14 protein-coding genes are annotated in these 15,489 nt (G+C 70.5%); 10 read left to right on the top strand and 4 right to left on the bottom strand.

From position 1 onward, the window contains the following. The first annotated feature begins 69 nt into the window (after window positions 1-69). The 6 genes from ACN27G_RS07750 (at window position 70) to ACN27G_RS07725 (ending at window position 6,067) form a co-directional block, all read left to right on the top strand. Window positions 70-777, top strand: a complete 708-nt coding sequence (locus ACN27G_RS07750; RefSeq protein ID WP_421490713.1) for a TnsA-like heteromeric transposase endonuclease subunit — start codon at window positions 70-72, stop codon at window positions 775-777. Continuing rightward, on the top strand, window positions 774-2,834 hold the full coding sequence (locus ACN27G_RS07745) for a Mu transposase C-terminal domain-containing protein (RefSeq protein ID WP_421490714.1): 2,061 nt from the start codon (window positions 774-776) through the stop codon (window positions 2,832-2,834). Before ACN27G_RS07750 ends, ACN27G_RS07745 begins: the two co-directional genes overlap by 4 nt. Beyond that, window positions 2,831-3,919 carry an ATP-binding protein gene (locus ACN27G_RS07740; RefSeq protein WP_421490715.1) on the top strand — a complete coding sequence of 363 codons (1,089 nt, stop codon included), beginning with the start codon at window positions 2,831-2,833 and terminating at the stop codon, window positions 3,917-3,919. The genes ACN27G_RS07745 and ACN27G_RS07740 overlap by 4 nt, the downstream gene beginning before the upstream one ends. Before the next feature lie 2 nt (window positions 3,920-3,921). Then, a complete protein-coding gene (locus ACN27G_RS07735) occupies window positions 3,922-4,938 on the top strand; it encodes a TniQ family protein (protein ID WP_421490716.1) in 1,017 nt (338 codons plus the stop codon). 404 nt (window positions 4,939-5,342) lie between these two features. Further along, window positions 5,343-5,675 carry a hypothetical protein gene (locus ACN27G_RS07730; RefSeq protein WP_130463598.1) on the top strand — a complete coding sequence of 111 codons (333 nt, stop codon included), beginning with the start codon at window positions 5,343-5,345 and terminating at the stop codon, window positions 5,673-5,675. A 50-nt stretch (window positions 5,676-5,725) separates the two neighbouring features. Further along, a complete protein-coding gene (locus ACN27G_RS07725; RefSeq protein WP_421490717.1) occupies window positions 5,726-6,067 on the top strand; it encodes a hypothetical protein in 342 nt (113 codons plus the stop codon). 548 nt (window positions 6,068-6,615) lie between these two features. Here ACN27G_RS07725 and ACN27G_RS07720 read toward each other — a convergent pair. The 4 genes from ACN27G_RS07720 to ACN27G_RS07705 form a co-directional block, all read right to left on the bottom strand. After that, window positions 6,616-6,846, bottom strand: coding sequence for a hypothetical protein (locus ACN27G_RS07720; RefSeq protein WP_421490718.1), 231 nt, complete (start codon window positions 6,844-6,846; stop codon window positions 6,616-6,618). A gap of 13 nt (window positions 6,847-6,859) precedes the next feature. Then, on the bottom strand, window positions 6,860-8,086 hold the full coding sequence (locus ACN27G_RS07715) for an ISAs1 family transposase (protein ID WP_421491150.1): 1,227 nt from the start codon (window positions 8,084-8,086) through the stop codon (window positions 6,860-6,862). 99 nt (window positions 8,087-8,185) lie between these two features. Beyond that, complete coding sequence (locus ACN27G_RS07710) at window positions 8,186-8,677, bottom strand: nucleotidyltransferase domain-containing protein (protein ID WP_421492093.1); 492 nt, start codon at window positions 8,675-8,677, stop codon at window positions 8,186-8,188. A 68-nt stretch (window positions 8,678-8,745) separates the two neighbouring features. Continuing rightward, a complete protein-coding gene (locus ACN27G_RS07705) occupies window positions 8,746-9,294 on the bottom strand; it encodes a CGNR zinc finger domain-containing protein (RefSeq protein ID WP_421492092.1) in 549 nt (182 codons plus the stop codon). 60 nt (window positions 9,295-9,354) lie between these two features. On the opposite strand from ACN27G_RS07705, the gene ACN27G_RS07700 reads away from it, so the two are divergent. From ACN27G_RS07700 to ACN27G_RS07685, 4 genes are all read left to right on the top strand, one after another. Then, complete coding sequence (locus ACN27G_RS07700) at window positions 9,355-10,497, top strand: epoxide hydrolase family protein (RefSeq protein WP_421492091.1); 1,143 nt, start codon at window positions 9,355-9,357, stop codon at window positions 10,495-10,497. Window positions 10,498-10,642: 145 nt separating this feature from the next. Continuing rightward, window positions 10,643-11,530, top strand: a complete 888-nt coding sequence (locus ACN27G_RS07695; protein WP_421492090.1) for a PP2C family protein-serine/threonine phosphatase — start codon at window positions 10,643-10,645, stop codon at window positions 11,528-11,530. 143 nt (window positions 11,531-11,673) lie between these two features. Then, on the top strand, window positions 11,674-12,519 hold the full coding sequence (locus ACN27G_RS07690; RefSeq protein ID WP_421492089.1) for a universal stress protein: 846 nt from the start codon (window positions 11,674-11,676) through the stop codon (window positions 12,517-12,519). A 3-nt stretch (window positions 12,520-12,522) separates the two neighbouring features. Then, window positions 12,523-14,868 carry a phosphoketolase family protein gene (locus ACN27G_RS07685; RefSeq protein WP_421497265.1) on the top strand — a complete coding sequence of 782 codons (2,346 nt, stop codon included), beginning with the start codon at window positions 12,523-12,525 and terminating at the stop codon, window positions 14,866-14,868. Window positions 14,869-15,489 lie beyond the last annotated feature (621 nt).

Below are 15,489 nucleotides of genomic sequence, written 5' to 3'. Positions count from 1 at the left end.
GATCTGGATCAGGGGAGGCGGTCGGGTTTGGGCGGTCTGGTGGCTCTGCGGGGTTCGGCGCCTGCCTCGTTGTCCGGGTTTGTGGTCGGGTACGTCGGCCCGGACGGGCGGGAGCAGCGGGAGGACCTGGGCGCGGTGGCCGGGGTGGCGTTCGAGTTGGTGCCGCCGGTTCGGTCGTTCCCCGCGTATCGGGGGCAGCGCAACAACACGGGCCTGTGGTGGGCGGCGACGATCGGCGGGCATGTGGGCTTCGAGTCGTGGTTGGAGCGGGATCATCTGACGCTCCTGGACTTCGACCCCTCGGTGGTGGCGATGGCGTCGCAGCCATTCTGGCTGTCGTGGGACCACGCGGGCCGGCGGCGCTCGCACGCGCCGGACTTCTTCGTACGGCTGGTCGACGGCACCGGTGTGGTGATCGATGTCCGCCCGGCCGCGCGGGTACGCCCGCGTGACGCGGCGGCGTTCGAGACGACCGGCCGGGCCTGCGCCGAGGCTGGTTGGGAGTATCGGCTGGTGCACGAGCCGGATCCGGTGGTGATGGCGAACGTCCGATGGCTGGCCGGGTATCGGTATCCGCGCTGCCTGCGCCCGGCGGTCGCCGCTGCCGCTCCGGCGGTGTTCGCGGAGCCGACGCCGTTGATGGACGGCGCGGCACGGTTGGGTGACCCGCTGGCCAGTCTGCCGACGGTGTTCCACCTGCTGTGGTGCGGCCGGCTGAGTACCGATCTTGCGGTGCCGCTGTCGGAGCTGTCGATTGTGTCGGCGGCGGCCCGGTGAGCGGCGCCGGGCGGGCGGTGCTGGGGGTCGGCGACCGGTTGCAGTTTGACGGTCGATCGTGGACGGTCGGCGGCTTGCAGGGTGTGCGGGTACGCCTGGTCGATGAGGTCGGCGATGCCCAGGTGTTGCTGTTGGCACATGTGCTGGCGTCGCCGGGCTTCGAGCTGTTGGAAGCCGGTCCGGCGCCGGCCCGGCTGGATCCGGTCGGGCTGGTCGACGCGCTGCCGGCGACGGTGCTGGAGCGTGCCCGACAGTGGGAGCGGCACGTCGTGGAGGTGCAGACCGGGTTGCCGCCGGACGCGCCGGCAGGTGTCCGGCCGCGCGAGCCCTACGACCCGGCCCGGTACACGTTGGCGGAGCGGGAGGCGGCCAAGGCGGCCGAGCTGACCGCGGCGGGGCAGCCGACCAGCGCGGTCACGGTCAAGCGGATGCGGCTGCGCTACCGGTCCGAAGGCCTGTGGGGCCTGGTCGACCACCGGGCCACCCGCCCGGCGTCCTCCTACGGTCGGGTCGACGACCGGGTGGTCGCGGCGGTTGAGGCTGTGATGGCGGCCGAGACCGGGGAGTCGACCGGCACCCGGTCACGGCTGCGGCGCCGGGTGGAACATTTGCTGGCCGTCGAGCACGGGTCAGGTGTGGTGCCGATGCCGTCGACGGCGACGTTCTACCGCCTGGTCGCCGTGATGGATGCCGGCCGGCATACCTTCGGCGAGGCGACCACCCGCCGCAGCCTGGCGAATCGGCCAGCGCGGCCGTTCACCCGCGCCGTCGCGGTCCGCCCAGGCGAGTTGGTGCAGATCGACACGTCCCCGCTGGACGTGATGGCGCTGCTGGACGACGGGGTGACCGGCCGGGTGGAGTTGACCGTCGTGCTGGACGTCGCGACTCGCTCGATCTGCGCGGCGGTGCTGCGCCCGAAGGGCACCAAGGCCGTCGACGCGGCGCTGCTGCTGGCCAAGATGTTGGTCCCGGAGCCGATGCGGCCCGGCTGGGCGGACGCGCTGGCGATGGCCCGCTCGCGCATCCCCCACCGGCGGCTGCTGGACCTGGACGCGCGGCTGGAGCACGCCGCCGCCCGGCCGGTCATCGTCCCGGAGACCATCGTCACCGATCGAGGTGCGGTGTTCGTCTCCGAGACGTTCGTGCGGGCCTGCGCCCGGCTCGGGATCTCCGTCGAGCCGGCCCGGCCGGGCACCCCGACCGACAAGGGCCACGTCGAGCGCACGTTCGGCTCGATCCGCACCCTGTTCTGCCAGCACGTGGCCGGCTACGTCGGGCCGAACGTCACTCGGCGGGGCACGGCGGCGGCCACCGAGGCGGTGTGGTCACTGCCCCAGCTTCAGGAGTTACTCGACGAGTGGATCGTCGCTGGGTGGCAGCCCCGCCCGCACGAGGGACTACGTGACCCGGATGCCGGTGGCCGGGTGCTGTCGCCCAACGAGATGTTCGCCGCCGCGATCGCGGCGGCCGGGTACGTCACCCTGCCGCTGACCGGCACCGACTACCTGGAGCTGCTGCCGGTCGCGTGGCGCACCATCGGCGATCACGGCATCCAGATCGACTACCGACACTACGACAGTCCTGATCTGGGCCGTTACCGGCACGAGTCCTCTGGCGTGGTCGGCAAGGGCAAGCTGTGGGAGGTCCACTACGACCCCTACGACCTGTCGCACGTATTCGTCCGGGATCACCAGGGCGGCGGCTGGATCACGGCCGCCTGGACCCACCTGCCGATGGTCGGGCAGCCGTTCGCCGACTTCACCTGGCGGGCCGCCCGGCAGATCGTCGCCGGCCGCGGTGGCGACGACACCGACGAGACCGCCGTTGCCCGCGCCCTGGACGACCTCCTCACCCGGGCCGGCGCCGGCCCCGGCGGCGACGCCCGCCATCAGCGGGTGGCCGCCCGGACCCGCGCCGCGTCCCGGCCGATCCCGTCCACCCCGCTGGCCGACCCGGAAGAACCTGCCGACGTCGAAGAGGAGGACCGGGACGTGCCGCTGGCGAAGGTGATCCCGTTCGGGGTGTTCGAGCCCGGCGACGAACGGCGCTACCGGTGACCCGCACCCCGGCGGCAGACCTGGTCGATCCGCCGGCCCACGAACCGCCCACCACGAAGGAAGGCTGGGCGGCGTTCATCGAGCAGCAGCCTTCCCGGATGGAGGTGCTGGCGGCTGCCCGGCTGGCCGCACTCACCCCGGCCGAGCGGGACGCCTACGACGATGCCCGTATCGCCCACCACGCCCGGCTCATCATCGTGGCCACCCCGACCGTTGACCAGATCGTCAACACCGGCCGGCGACTCGTGTTGCTCAACCGCGGCACCGACACCGCACGGCGGGGCTTGGTCGTCACCGGCGACTCCGGCACCGGCAAGAGCACCGCTATCAAGCAGCTCGGCAAGCACCACGAACTGCTGGCCCGGCGTCGGCGCACCGCGCCCGGCCCGTTCCTGCCGGTCGTCTACGTCACCGTCCCGCCAGCTGCCACTCCGAAGGTCCTCGCCGCCGAGTTCGCCCGGTTCCTCGGCCTGCCCCTGCCCCGCAACCTCAACCAGGTCAACATCACCAACGCCGTCTGCGACGTGCTCTCCCAGCTCGGCACCGACCTCGTGCTCGTCGACGAGATACACAACCTCAACCTGGCCACCCGGGTCGGCGCGGAAGCCTCCGACCAGCTCAAATACCTGGCCGAGCGGCTCCCGGCCACGTTCGTCTACGCCGGCATCGACGTCGAACACGCCGGTCTATTCTCTGGCGTCCGTGGCCGGCAGATCGCCGGCCGTTTCGCCTCGATCGCCACCACGGCGTTCGCCTACGGCACCCGCACCCAGCGCGAGCAGTGGGCCGCGCTGGTCAGCGCCCTCGAACACGCGCTACGCCTGCACCAGCACCGCACCGGTTCGCTGCTACGTCTCGCCGGCTACCTGCACGAACGAACCAGCGGCATGATCGGCAGCTTGTCCCACCTGATCCGCGACGCCGCAATCGAGGCCATCTTCGACGGCACCGAACGCATCACCAAGGCCGCCCTGGACCGGGTCGTCCTCGACCACGCCGCCGAACATCCCCGGCCGGGTGCCACCGCTTCAGCGGCCCGGCCACGCCGGACGCCCGCACACACGGCCGGCAGCGGAGCCGCCTGACCGTGCTCGACCCGCGCGACCCCTACTGGCAACGCCGCCTGCGCCCGTTGCCGATCCGAGTCCGGCCGATGCCGCGCGAACTCATGATCTCCTACCTGCGACGGCTCGCCAACGCCAACCGCGTCGACCGCCCTCTGCTGATCCGCCACATCGCCACCGACCACGCCGGTCACATCGGCCCGTTCCACACGCACGACCTCGCGCTCAACCGGCCGGCGCTCGCGCGGCTGGCCATCCTCAGCGGCTATCCCGAAACCGTCCTGCTGGCCGCCATCTCCACCCGCACTCTCAAAAGACCGGGGCCGGAGCCGCTGCGCGACTGGATACCGCTGGGCGGCACCGATCCCACCCTGCTACGCCCCTGCTCCCACTGCACGGCCCGCCGCGGAATCCGCGTCCCGTCCATCATCCAGCTCGAACCGGGCCAGCCACCCGTCTGCATCCAGCACCGCCGCACGTTGGTGCCCTACCACTACCGGTCCGACCGTGGCAACGAACAGCCCCTCGGGGCGACACCCGAGATCGTCACCGCTGCGCACCGCTACAAGATCCTTCGCCGCCGCCACCGAGACACCATCGGCGAGGCGTTCGCCGCAGCCGCCGGCATCACTCGCTTCTGGGGACGAGGCCGGGCCGGATTTTACAGGGACAAGCCAGAGCAGATCAGTGCCCGCTGGAGCGCCCGAGCCGAGCACCTCCCGGACGTTCCCGACACTGTCATCCGATACCCGGAAATCGTCGCGCTCACCGGCCTGTTCACCTCGATCCCCGAACTGCTGCTCACCCCAAGCGGGGACCGCGACGCCCCCTCAGCCATGCAGTTCCTCCTCGCCGCCGCGCGCTGCCTCGAACACCCGGCGCCCGAGCAATTGCTCCGCCCCGCCCACCCGCTGTCTCGCTGGGCCGGCACAACGGACATGCCCGCCTGGTTCTGGCGCAACATCAACGAACCAGACCGAACGATCTACCGAACCCTGGCCCAAGGCTCAACCCGGTCACCCAACCAGGGCGCCCGCTAAGTAACCACGGCACCACCAGTCACAAACGATGTTCATCTTGCTGGTTGACGGCGACGTCACGCCCTCCCGCCATGGGTGCGTGATTCCGTTCGCCCCAGGCGAGTTGGGCAAATTTGGAAACTCTTCGTATATCTACAGTCGTGGATGCGACTTTTGGGTTCCGTCTGCCGGTTCCCCATTGGAAGCATCGGGCCGAACTGATGCCACAGTAAGGAGGCCCACAAGTGCAGAGAGTGATCCGACGCGTTGGGCACCAGGGAAGCGCGATCTTACTTATCGTCGCCACCCTCCTGGCCGCCGCAGCCTCACCAGCCGCAGCTCGGCCCAGCGGAGTGTCGGCAGCTTCCTCGCTGTCGCCCGATCTCTTCCGGACGGACGAGCGCGGAGCCCTTGCGAGACTCGCCATGGCCAAGGCAAGCCAGCCACAGGCACTCGCCCCCATCGTCTACGCCGACATCGCCTGCCACATCCTTCCGACGAGGTACGTTCAGGACAAGGGGTGGGGCGTGGACGCCCAACCCAACAGGCAGTTGCACATCTACCGCGACCTGTTCATCAACGGCCAGTGGTGGAAGACCACCGAGAACTGGCCCTACGCGTCGTCGAGCGGATCATGGAGCACTCCGACCGGGGACCATGCAAGTCTGCTCAGCGGTACCTTCATGTTGTGGGTGACCGCCTACTACAACTCGGATGATGCCTACATCGGTCGCGCGACCGACACCTGCACCGCCTAACCGCCGGCAGCGGCCACCGCCGTGGAGGCATGGGTAGCCCTGGAGTGGTGATGATCGACGAGAACCCCGCCAACGACCCGACCCGTGAGTGGATCACGGGCAGGCCCGACGTCGCGTTCGACGCTCGCGCCTTGCTCCGCAAGGTCGACAGCAACGGCCAGGGCCTCGTGCGCTATCTCGCCGAGCGGGCCGGCCAGCCGGTTGCCACCCACACGATCGCCACTGATCTAGCCGTCTCGACGCAGTCGATCGAGGATTGCCTCGCCTGGATCAACAAGCTCGCCGAAGCCTTGGGCTACGTACCGCTCGTAATCTGGTCGGATGTCGGGCTACTCATCACCACTGACGCAGCTGTTGTCGCACGTCAGGGGCTGATCGACGCCCAGCGTTGACGGATCCAGGGGCGGTGGGCTCAGTCGAGTCCACCGCCCCTGGTCTGTCGGTTCCGCCTCGCGGTAAGCCTGCGCCGGATCGCACCAAACGCCCATAACGCCGCCAGCAGCAGTGCAGCGGGTATCAACAGGCCAAAGGCGGATCTCAGCAGCGTGGGGAAGTCCATCGTCACCCCCGCTCTCGAAGCCCTCGTGGACGCTACGTTTCAGGCTACCCGTCGATGCGGTTATGGCGTCATACCTCGCAGCACTGGCAGGCGTTGCCGACCGCCTGTCCGCCCACAAACCAACCGGCGGCTACGTAGCAAAGAGATCAGTTTCGGTGAGAAGAAGACACCGTAGCGCTTCTCACCAAATCTGATCCGCTGCTGGTCAGCGCGCTGCCCCGGATCACCTTCGCTGAGAACCTACACTGGTCTGCGCGGACGACGGGACCGCCTGGTCTGCCCGGCATGAACGCCACCGGCTGCTACGCCCACGCCGACTCGGGGCACCAAGATCCACCAATCCTGCCCGTCGAGACTGATTCACCCGGGCGCGTACCAGTCTCAGGAGTCGAGGTGAACCAGCCACGGATGCTCGGGCCGGATCTTCCCGAGTGACTCTCGCAGCCACAAGCACTGACCTTCGGAAAGCGTGGGCAGGAGGGCGAAGAAGTCCTGCTCGTCGCGATCCCGGAACAGCCTTTCCGTTGTCCGCATATCCCTGACGCTCAGATCTCCGCCGGCCTTGAAGAACAGGACAACCTCTGCGGCGGCCGTGGGCACGCCCCAGGACACGGCCGTTTCAACATCATCCGGTGAGGCCGAGGATGGTGAATGGCCTGGTCATGTCGCGGTTGGCCCAGCGGGTGGCTTCGGTGATATCAGTGCGGCCGGCCAGGCGTAGGGCGTTGATGGCGAGGTTGCGTAGCGAGGCGAGGACGCGTGGGCCGGAGCGGGTGCGCACGCGGGAGTGGTCCTCGCGGTAGCAGGTATCGCGGATGAAGTGCAGGGATTCGATGGTCCACTGGCCGCGGTTGAACGCGGCGATCTCGGTCGGGCCGGCGGCCTCGGCGGGGTGGCTGGTGACACCGAGTTGCGCGGCGGCGGACTGCTTGCCGTCGCCGGTGGTGACGTAGCGTTCGATAAGCCAGACCTGGCTGACGTGGGGGAACGGCAGGCCGGGCGGGGCGGGCAGGACCCGGATGGTGCGGCGGGTGGTACGGCCGTGCCCCGTTTCCGTGCTCTCGTAACCGATCGGCGTGTCGGCCCAGGGCAGGACGTTGAGAGCATCGAACAGCGCGGGCCGGTTCTCTTTGACCGGTAGCACGAAGTGGCCGCCTTGCTGGTGGATGAGCTCGGCGGTGGCCTTGACGGTATGCAGGGCGTCGGCGGTGACGGTCGCGTCGCGCAAATCGAGGGTCTCCAGCAAGGCGCGGGCGGTCTCTGGTTCGCGGGTCTTGGCGCCGTCGGTCGGGGCCTGGGCGATGATGACGGCGGCCGGGTCCGGGCCGGGCGATCCGGCCAGGGCGGACAGCAGATGCAGTTGCTCGCCGTCGGCGTCGACGGCGCCGCGTACGGTCTTGCCGTCCAGACGGATCTGTGCCGGTGTATCGCTGCTGGTGGAATCCTGTTCGCCGGTGCCGGTGCCGGTGCCGGTGCGCTGGGCGGTGGTCCATTCGGCGATCACCGCGTCCAGGACATCGCCGTCGGTGTCGGTGCATACCCGCCACAGTGTCGAGCGTGACGGTCGTGCACCGGGGCGGGCTTCGACCCGCGTATACAGGCTGTCGAGGATCTCAGCAGGCACGTCGGCGACCCAGCCGCTGATAGCGGTGTAGCCCTTCAGGCCGGCGACCGTGGCCGCCGCGACCAGCGCGAGCACGACCGCGACCGGATGATCACGGCCCTGGTCGGACCGGCCGTCGCCGACGGCGAGCAGCAGATCGAGCAGACCGTGACACGAAGGCGTGAACGAGACGTCCTCGGGCAGCGGCACGGGCGACGGATCGGCGATGAGGGTGGCAGACTGCGGCACGACGAAGCTCCGTTTGAACCAGATCTGTGGAAAGACCTGGACTCAACGGAGCTTCGTCCATATCCGACACGCCAACGCGGGCATCGTCACTCAACGCCACTATCGATCATGAAACGGCCGTGCGCCCCAGGAAGACGGTCGGATGCAGCGGTCCAGCGGGACGGCGACGTCCAGCTCACGATTGAGAACGCAGTGGCCGTCGGAGCCCTCGTTGAGCAGGAACTCGAACTCGAAGTCCGGGTGGGTCACCGCCGTCGAGGTCGCAAGCGGGCTTCCGAGCTTCGGGACATGAACATGGGCAGGCAGGTCAAGGTGTCGACCGTTCCACGGCTCGGCGGTGTCGTCCGGCACGTGCCGATCGTGCCCAACCAGTGCCCAGCCCGGAAAGTGTTCGAAGATGGCGCGCTGGTCACGATGAAGCACGGCAATGTCGACATCCCAATGATCGCGCGTCTGCCGCCCGAGCCTGGCATCGACGGCCCACCCACCGCAGAGGAACCACGGAGAGCCGAAACCGATGAGCAGGTCGCACACGAACCTGACAGGCTCCGGCACCGGGACCGCCGCTTCCGGAACAGACCGATCAACCATCGTGTAAGCCTTGGCCCGCATCCTCGTCCGGCGCAATCCAATTACGCGGATCGCGCCAGCCACCACATTCAGGTCGTCCGTTGCCGCTGCCGGTAGCTGCGGGTCTTGGCGCGGTTACCGCAGACCGCCATCGAGCACCAGCGCCCGCCGCCACCACGGGAGAGGTCGTAGAAGACCCAACGGCAGTCGGGCGCAGCGCAGATCCGCAACCGGGCCCACGAGCCGTCCACCACGGCGGCGGCGACGGCCTCGACGATCGGCGCCAACCCGGCCGTGCCTGTCGCGGCCAGCCGGAGCGCCCCCTCCGCTCCCGGGACGAGATGTAGCGGAAAATCGGCGAAGACCGCCGCGGTCCCGCGTTCCGGCGCCGCCGACAGCAGGAACCGGCGCAGCGCGGTACGTAACCGCACGGCCTCGACCAACTCGGCCGAACCCAGCCGCGTGCCGGACGGCAGCAGGCCGTGTCCGGACAGCCACTCCGAGAGCGCGGCGGGTGAGACGAGCCGGTCGCCGCCGGCGTGCGCGGTGCCGTGCCGGCGGAACGTGCGCTCATCGACGGTGTTCAGGAACTCCTCGATCACGCGCATCTCCTCGGACACCTGCTGGCGCTCTGTCACGACACCACCATATCCACAAGCCGGTGTTGACATCGGCGACACCACTGTTAACGTTCACTGGTGTCTAGAACCGAGCTGGAACCCTTCACCCTGCACGTCAGCGAGCCAGAACTGGAGGACCTGCGACGGCGACTGCGCCACACCCGATGGCCCACGCCGATCCCGGCACCGGGCTGGACGGCCGGCACCGAGCCGGAAACCATGGCCCGGCTGTTGCGCTACTGGGCCGACCGCTTCGACTGGCGCATCCAGGAGGCCGCCGTCAATGCCGTGCCACAGTTCACCGTGCCGGTCGGCGGCGCCCGGATACACCTGGTACGGCTACGCGGCGAAGGCGGCCGGCCGATGCCGATCCTGCTCACCCACGGCTGGCCCAGCACCTTCCTGGAGCTGACCCGGCTCGGCGACCGGCTGGCCAACCCCAGCCGGTACGGCGGCGACCCGGCTGACTCCTTCGACGTCGTGATCCCGTCGCTGCCCGGATTCGCCTTCTCCGAACCCCGACCAGGATGGCCCGCCGAGCCGCCCACCCACGAGCTGTGGCACACGCTGATGCACGACATCCTCGGATACCAGCGATACGGCGCGCACGGCGGTGATCTCGGCGCCGGAGTGAGCAGCCGGCTGGCCGCCGCGCACCCGGAGAGTGTGGTTGGCCTGCACCTGCTGGCCGCGATGAACCCACCGGTCGCCCCGGACGAACCACTCGGCGACGACGAGCGGGCCCACCTCGCACAGCTGGCACAGTGGCACGCGGAGGAGGGCGGCTACGAGCACCAGCAGCAGACCAGACCCGCTACGCTCGCCCACGGGCTCAGCGACTCCCCGGCCGGCCTGCTCGCCTGGATCGTCGAGAAATACCGGGCGTGGAGCGACTGCGGCGGCGACCTGTCCGCCGCGTTCACCGACGACGAGATCCTCACCCAGGCCAGCATCTACTGGTTCACCAACACGATCGCCACCTCGTTCCGGCCCTACGCCGAGTATCACCGCTTCGGCCGGGACTCCTGGCGGCGGGTGGAGGTGCCGACCGGCATCGCCGTCTTCCCGCACGACCTGACACGCCCACCGCGCCGCTGGGTGGAGCGCACCTACCGGCTCACCCGCTACACCCCGATGCCCCGCGGCGGCCACTTCGCCGCACACGAGGAACCGGAACTGCTCGCCACCGACATCACCGCCTTTTTCCGCGACCTGCGTTGACGGCAAGACGCGACCTGCGCTGCGCGTGCCGGACTGCTCCGGAGTGGGCGGCGTCGAAGGTAGGGATTCGGGACGAGAGCGCCGTTTTGCGGTGATTCGCATATACCGCCCAGGTCGGTAGCTAAACCCTGCTAACGTCGCCGCCATGCACCGTAGCCCTGTGACGGGTCCGGACCGGATGCCCGCCGAGGGCGACGTCGTCCGTAGCTATCCGCTCGCCGGCCATCGCCTGGAGGCCGCCGGCGGCAGCCGGGTGGGAAAGCGCTACTCGGCCAACTTCGACGTGCTGCACCTCGATCCGGTGCTGCCCTTCGTCGCGGTGGCCGACGGGATGGGCGAGGGGCGCGGCAGCAGCATCGCCGGCGGCACCGCGATGGAGACGATGGTCGCCGGGGTACGGGCCGCAGCCCCCGACATCGGGCCCGAGCAGCTTCGCGCGGCGATGGCCGAGACCCAACTCGCGGTCCGGACGGCAGCCGCCGACCTGCACGAACTGACCGGCTGCACCTTCACCGGCCTGGTCGCCACCCCACCGGCACCGCAAGCGGGGGCCCGGCACGGCGCACCGATCGCCCGGTCGCCATCCGGCAGCGACGCGCCGGTCCGGTCGGGGGAGCCCGCCGCCCCGCTTCCCGCCTGGATCGTGCAGATCGGCGACTCGCGCGCCTACCGGCTCCGGGACGGCCTGCTCGAACTGCTCACCGTCGACCACACCGCCGCCTGGCTCGGCGCCGTCTACGGCTGGTATCCGGCGGACTCCCCGGAGGCGGCCGCCGCCCGCTACCAGCTCACCCGCTACGTGGGTCACCCGGGCATGCCCGAGCCGGACCTGCTGCACGTCACGCTCCGCCCGGGCGACGTCTACTGCCTCTGCACGGACGGGGTCGCCGAGCAACTCGACTACCAGCGGCTGGCAGGCCGCCTCGGCACGGGCGCCGGGCTCGCGGAGATGGTCCGGGGAATCCTCGCCGACACGCTCGTCGCGGGCGGCCGGGACAACGCCACGGTCGTCGTACTCCGGGTCGGGCGCTGACCGACCATCCACTGTGCGGCCGCCGTACCGGACTACCCCGTTCCGGTCACCTGCACCGCGATGCCCGGTTACGCTCGGTAGGTGCGGAGGATACGCCAGCCGTCCGGTGCCGGGCCGGTGGCCGAGGTGACCGCGGGGCGGCGGTGAACGCCCCGTCCGGTGCACTGGTCGTGGTCGGGGTCGACGACTCCCGGCTCAGCCTGAGCGCCGTCCGACTGGCGGCCCGGGAAGCGGCCCTGCACACCCGCGCGCTGCGCATCGTGCACGCCTTCAACTGGGCGGCGAACCCGTCGGAACCGATGCCGGAGGAGCCGCGCCGGCCCGCCGAGGAGTTGCTGGAGCGGGCCCTCGGCACCGCCAGACGCGTCCAGCCCGAGATCAAGGTCAGCACGGCACTCATCGAGGGACCGGTGATCACCACCCTGCTCCGTGAGTCGGGTTCGGCCGCGCTGCTGGTGATCGGCGACGGCGGGCTGGCCCTGGATCCCGACGTACCGGCCGACTCCGAAGCCACCTCCGTGCAGCTCGCCGCCCGCGCCGGGTGCAGCGTGCTGGTGGCCCGGGAGACGCCCCCCTCCAGCGGCCCGGTACTGGTCGGAGTGGACGGCTCGGCCAGCTCGCTGACCGCCCTCGACTACGCCTTCGACACCGCCTCCCGGCACCGGACCGACCTGGTCGTGGTGCAGGTCTGCGATCCGGACGGCGCGACCGGCGGCCCGCCACCCGAGATCGTCGAGCAGCTGGCCGAGGCGGTGGCGCCGTGGCAGCGGAAGTACCCGTCGGTCCGGGTCGACCAGCAGGTGCGGCTCGGCGACCCCGAGTCCGCGCTGGTGCAGGAGACGCGCCGGGCCGAGCTCGTGGTGGTCAGCGCCCGTGGCGACGAGCCGTGGCGCGGCATGCTCGGCGCGGTGAGCCAGGCGATGCTCTACCACGCCCCGACCCCGGTGATCGTGGTACGCGGCGCGCACGGCCTCTACGTGCAGGAGTGAACCATACCGACCGACGAGGAACTGGGCCGGATCGACGCCTACTGGCGCGCGGCCAACTATCTCAGCGCCGGGCAGATCTACCTGCTGGCCAACCCGCTGCTGCGCGAGCCGCTGGCGCCGGAGCACGTCAAGCCCCGGCTACTCGGGCACTGGGGGACGGACCCGGGGCTGAACCTGGTCTACGTACACCTGAACCGGCTGATCATGGCCCGCGACCTGGACGCGATGCTGGTGACCGGGCCCGGACACGGCGCCCCGGCCATCATCGCGAACACCTGGCTGGAGGGGACCTTCACCGAGTTGTACCCGTCGGTGGGCCGGGACGAGGCCGGGATGACGCGGCTGTTCCGGCAGTTCTCCTTCCCGGGCGGGATGCCGAGTCACGTCGCGGCGGAGGTGCCGGGCTCGATCCACGAGGGCGGCGAGCTGGGCTACGCGCTCGCGCACGCCCACGGTGCCGCGTTCGACAACCCCGACCTGCTGGTGGCCTGCGTGATCGGCGACGGCGAGGCGGAGACCGGCCCGCTGGCGGCGAGCTGGCTCTCCAACGCCTTCCTCGATCCGTCCCGGGACGGCGCGGTGCTGCCGATCCTGCACCTCAACGGCTACAAGATCGCCAACCCGACCGTGCTGGCCCGGATGCCGCAGGACGACCTCCTCGCCATGCTGCGCGGCTACGGCTACCAGCCGTATCTGGTGGCCGGGGAGGAGCCCGCCCGGATACACCGGGAGCTGGCGACCACCCTGGACCGGGCGCTCGACGAGATCACCGAGATCCAGCGCCGGGCCCGGCGCGGCGCGCCGGTCGAGCGGCCACGCTGGCCGGTGCTGGTGCTGCGCACCCCGAAGGGCTGGACCGGCCCGGACGAGGTCGACGGCGAGCGGGTCGCCGGGACCTTCCGCGCGCACCAGGTTCCGCTGGCGGAGGTACGCTCCGACCCCGGTCACCTGGCGCAGTTGGAGCGCTGGCTGCGGTCGTACCGGCCGGAGGAGCTCTTCGACGCGACCGGCGCGCCGGTCGCGTCCCTGGCCGGGCTGGCGCCGCGCGGCGACCGGCGGATGAGCGCCAACCCGCACACCAACGGCGGCGTCATGCTCCGCGACCTGGTCCTGCCCGACGTCCGCGACCATGCCGTGCCGGTGGAGCGGCCCGGCAGCCCGCAGGGCGGGGCGACCAGGACCCTGGGCGGCTGGCTCCGGGACGTGATCGCGGCCAACCCGGACCGGTTCCGGCTCTTCGGCCCGGACGAGGTGGACTCGAACGGGCTCTCGGCGGTCTTCGAGGCCACCGACCGGACCTTCCTCGGCCGGACCGAGCCCGGCGACGAACACCTCTCCCCCGGCGGCCGGGTCATGGAGGTGCTCTCCGAACACCTCTGCCAGGGCTGGCTGGAGGGCTACCTGCTGACCGGCCGGCACGGCGTCTTCACCAGCTACGAGGCGTTCATCCACATCGTCGACTCGATGGTGAACCAGCACGCCAAGTGGCTCAAGGTGACCCGGGGCATCCCGTGGCGCCGCCCGGTCGCCTCGCTCAACTACCTGCTCTCCAGCCATGTCTGGCGGCAGGACCACAACGGCTTCTCGCACCAGGACCCGGGCTTCATCGACCACGTCGCCAACAAGAAGGCGGAGATCGTCCGGGTCTACCTGCCGCCGGACGGCAACACCCTGCTCTGCACCATGGACCACTGCCTGCGCAGCCGGCACTACGTCAACGTCGTCGTCGCCGGCAAGCAGCCCGCCCCGAACTGGCTCTCGATCGACCAGGCCGACCTGCACTGCCGGCGCGGCCTGGGGATCTGGGACTGGGCCAGCACGGACGACGGCACCGAACCCGACGTGGTGCTCGGCTGTGCCGGCGACGTGCCGACGCTGGAGACGCTCGCCGCCGCCGACCTGCTCCGCCGGCACCTGCCCGAGCTCAGGGTCCGGGTGGTAAACGTCGTCGACCTGATGCGGCTGCAACCCGCCAGCGTCCACCCGCACGGGCTGACCGACCACGAGTTCGACACCGTCTTCGCCCGGGACCGGCCGGTGATCTTCGCCTACCACGGCTATCCGTCGCTGATCCACCGCCTCACCTACCGCCGCGCGAACCACGCCGACCTGCACGTGCGGGGTTATCAGGAGGAGGGCACCACGACGACGCCGTTCGACATGGTCATGCTGAACGACCTCGACCGGTTCCACCTGGTCATGGACGTGATCGACCGGGTGCCGGGGCTGGCCGTCCGGGCGGCGCACCTGCGGCAGGCGATGACCGACGCCCGGCAGGAGTGCCGCGACCACACCCGACGGTACGGCGAGGACCACCCGATGGTCGCCGAGTGGCGCTGGTCGGGCTGAGAACGCCGCACCGGCGGTCCCTGGCGACGTACCTGATGTCGACCTGGGCTCCGGCGGCACCGTGCCGAGCGGGTACCGCCCGCCGCGCACCGAGGCGTACGCGCGCAGGCTGCGGCACCGCGCCGCCTTCGTACTGGCCCGGGACGCCCAGGAGCGGATCTTCGTGCACCGCCGCACGTCCTCCACTCCGCCGGCCTCAATCCGGAAGACGACCGGCACCGGGGGCGCGCCGACATCCGGTGGGCCGTGGTCAGATCAGCCGTGCTGCTGGTGATGGCGCTACCGATGTCGATGTACCTGGTCGTGGCCGGCCTGTTCGGTCTGCTGTTCTGAGCCGGACCGGTGCCATCGACCCGGCGGGTCCGCGGCTGGCGTGGCGGGCCTGTGGATACTGACAGATGTGGACGGTACGCCGACGTCAGCACTCCCACAGCCTGGAGACCAGCGGAAAGATCTGCTGCGTTTCCGGGAGGCGTGGGCTGCTCGCGGCCCGGACAACACGCCACTCACCGATTCCGATCGGGAAGCTGTCGTCGACGGCATCCGCCGCTGCTACGCGGCAGCCGGCCTGCGCTGGCATGGCCGGGTGCTGTGGGTCTCCTCCCCCCTGGCCGGCTCGCG

Origin of the sequence: Plantactinospora sp. WMMB334, from assembly GCF_049179095.1 — a bacterium.
Taxonomy (GTDB): domain Bacteria; phylum Actinomycetota; class Actinomycetes; order Mycobacteriales; family Micromonosporaceae; genus Plantactinospora.
Note: the sequence above shows the minus strand (reverse complement) of the source record. Positions and strands in the feature narration are given on the sequence as shown.

Excerpts from the sequence above, each read along its gene's own strand:
- ACN27G_RS07710 (WP_421492093.1), bottom strand. The coding sequence starts at position 8,677 with ATGGTTGATCGGTCTGTTCCGGAAGCGGCGGTCCCGGTGCCGGAGCCT.
- ACN27G_RS07695 (WP_421492090.1), top strand. The coding sequence starts at position 10,643 with ATGCACCGTAGCCCTGTGACGGGTCCGGACCGGATGCCCGCCGAGGGC.
- ACN27G_RS07725 (WP_421490717.1), top strand. The coding sequence starts at position 5,726 with ATGATCGACGAGAACCCCGCCAACGACCCGACCCGTGAGTGGATCACG.
- ACN27G_RS07730 (WP_130463598.1), top strand. The coding sequence starts at position 5,343 with ATGGCCAAGGCAAGCCAGCCACAGGCACTCGCCCCCATCGTCTACGCC.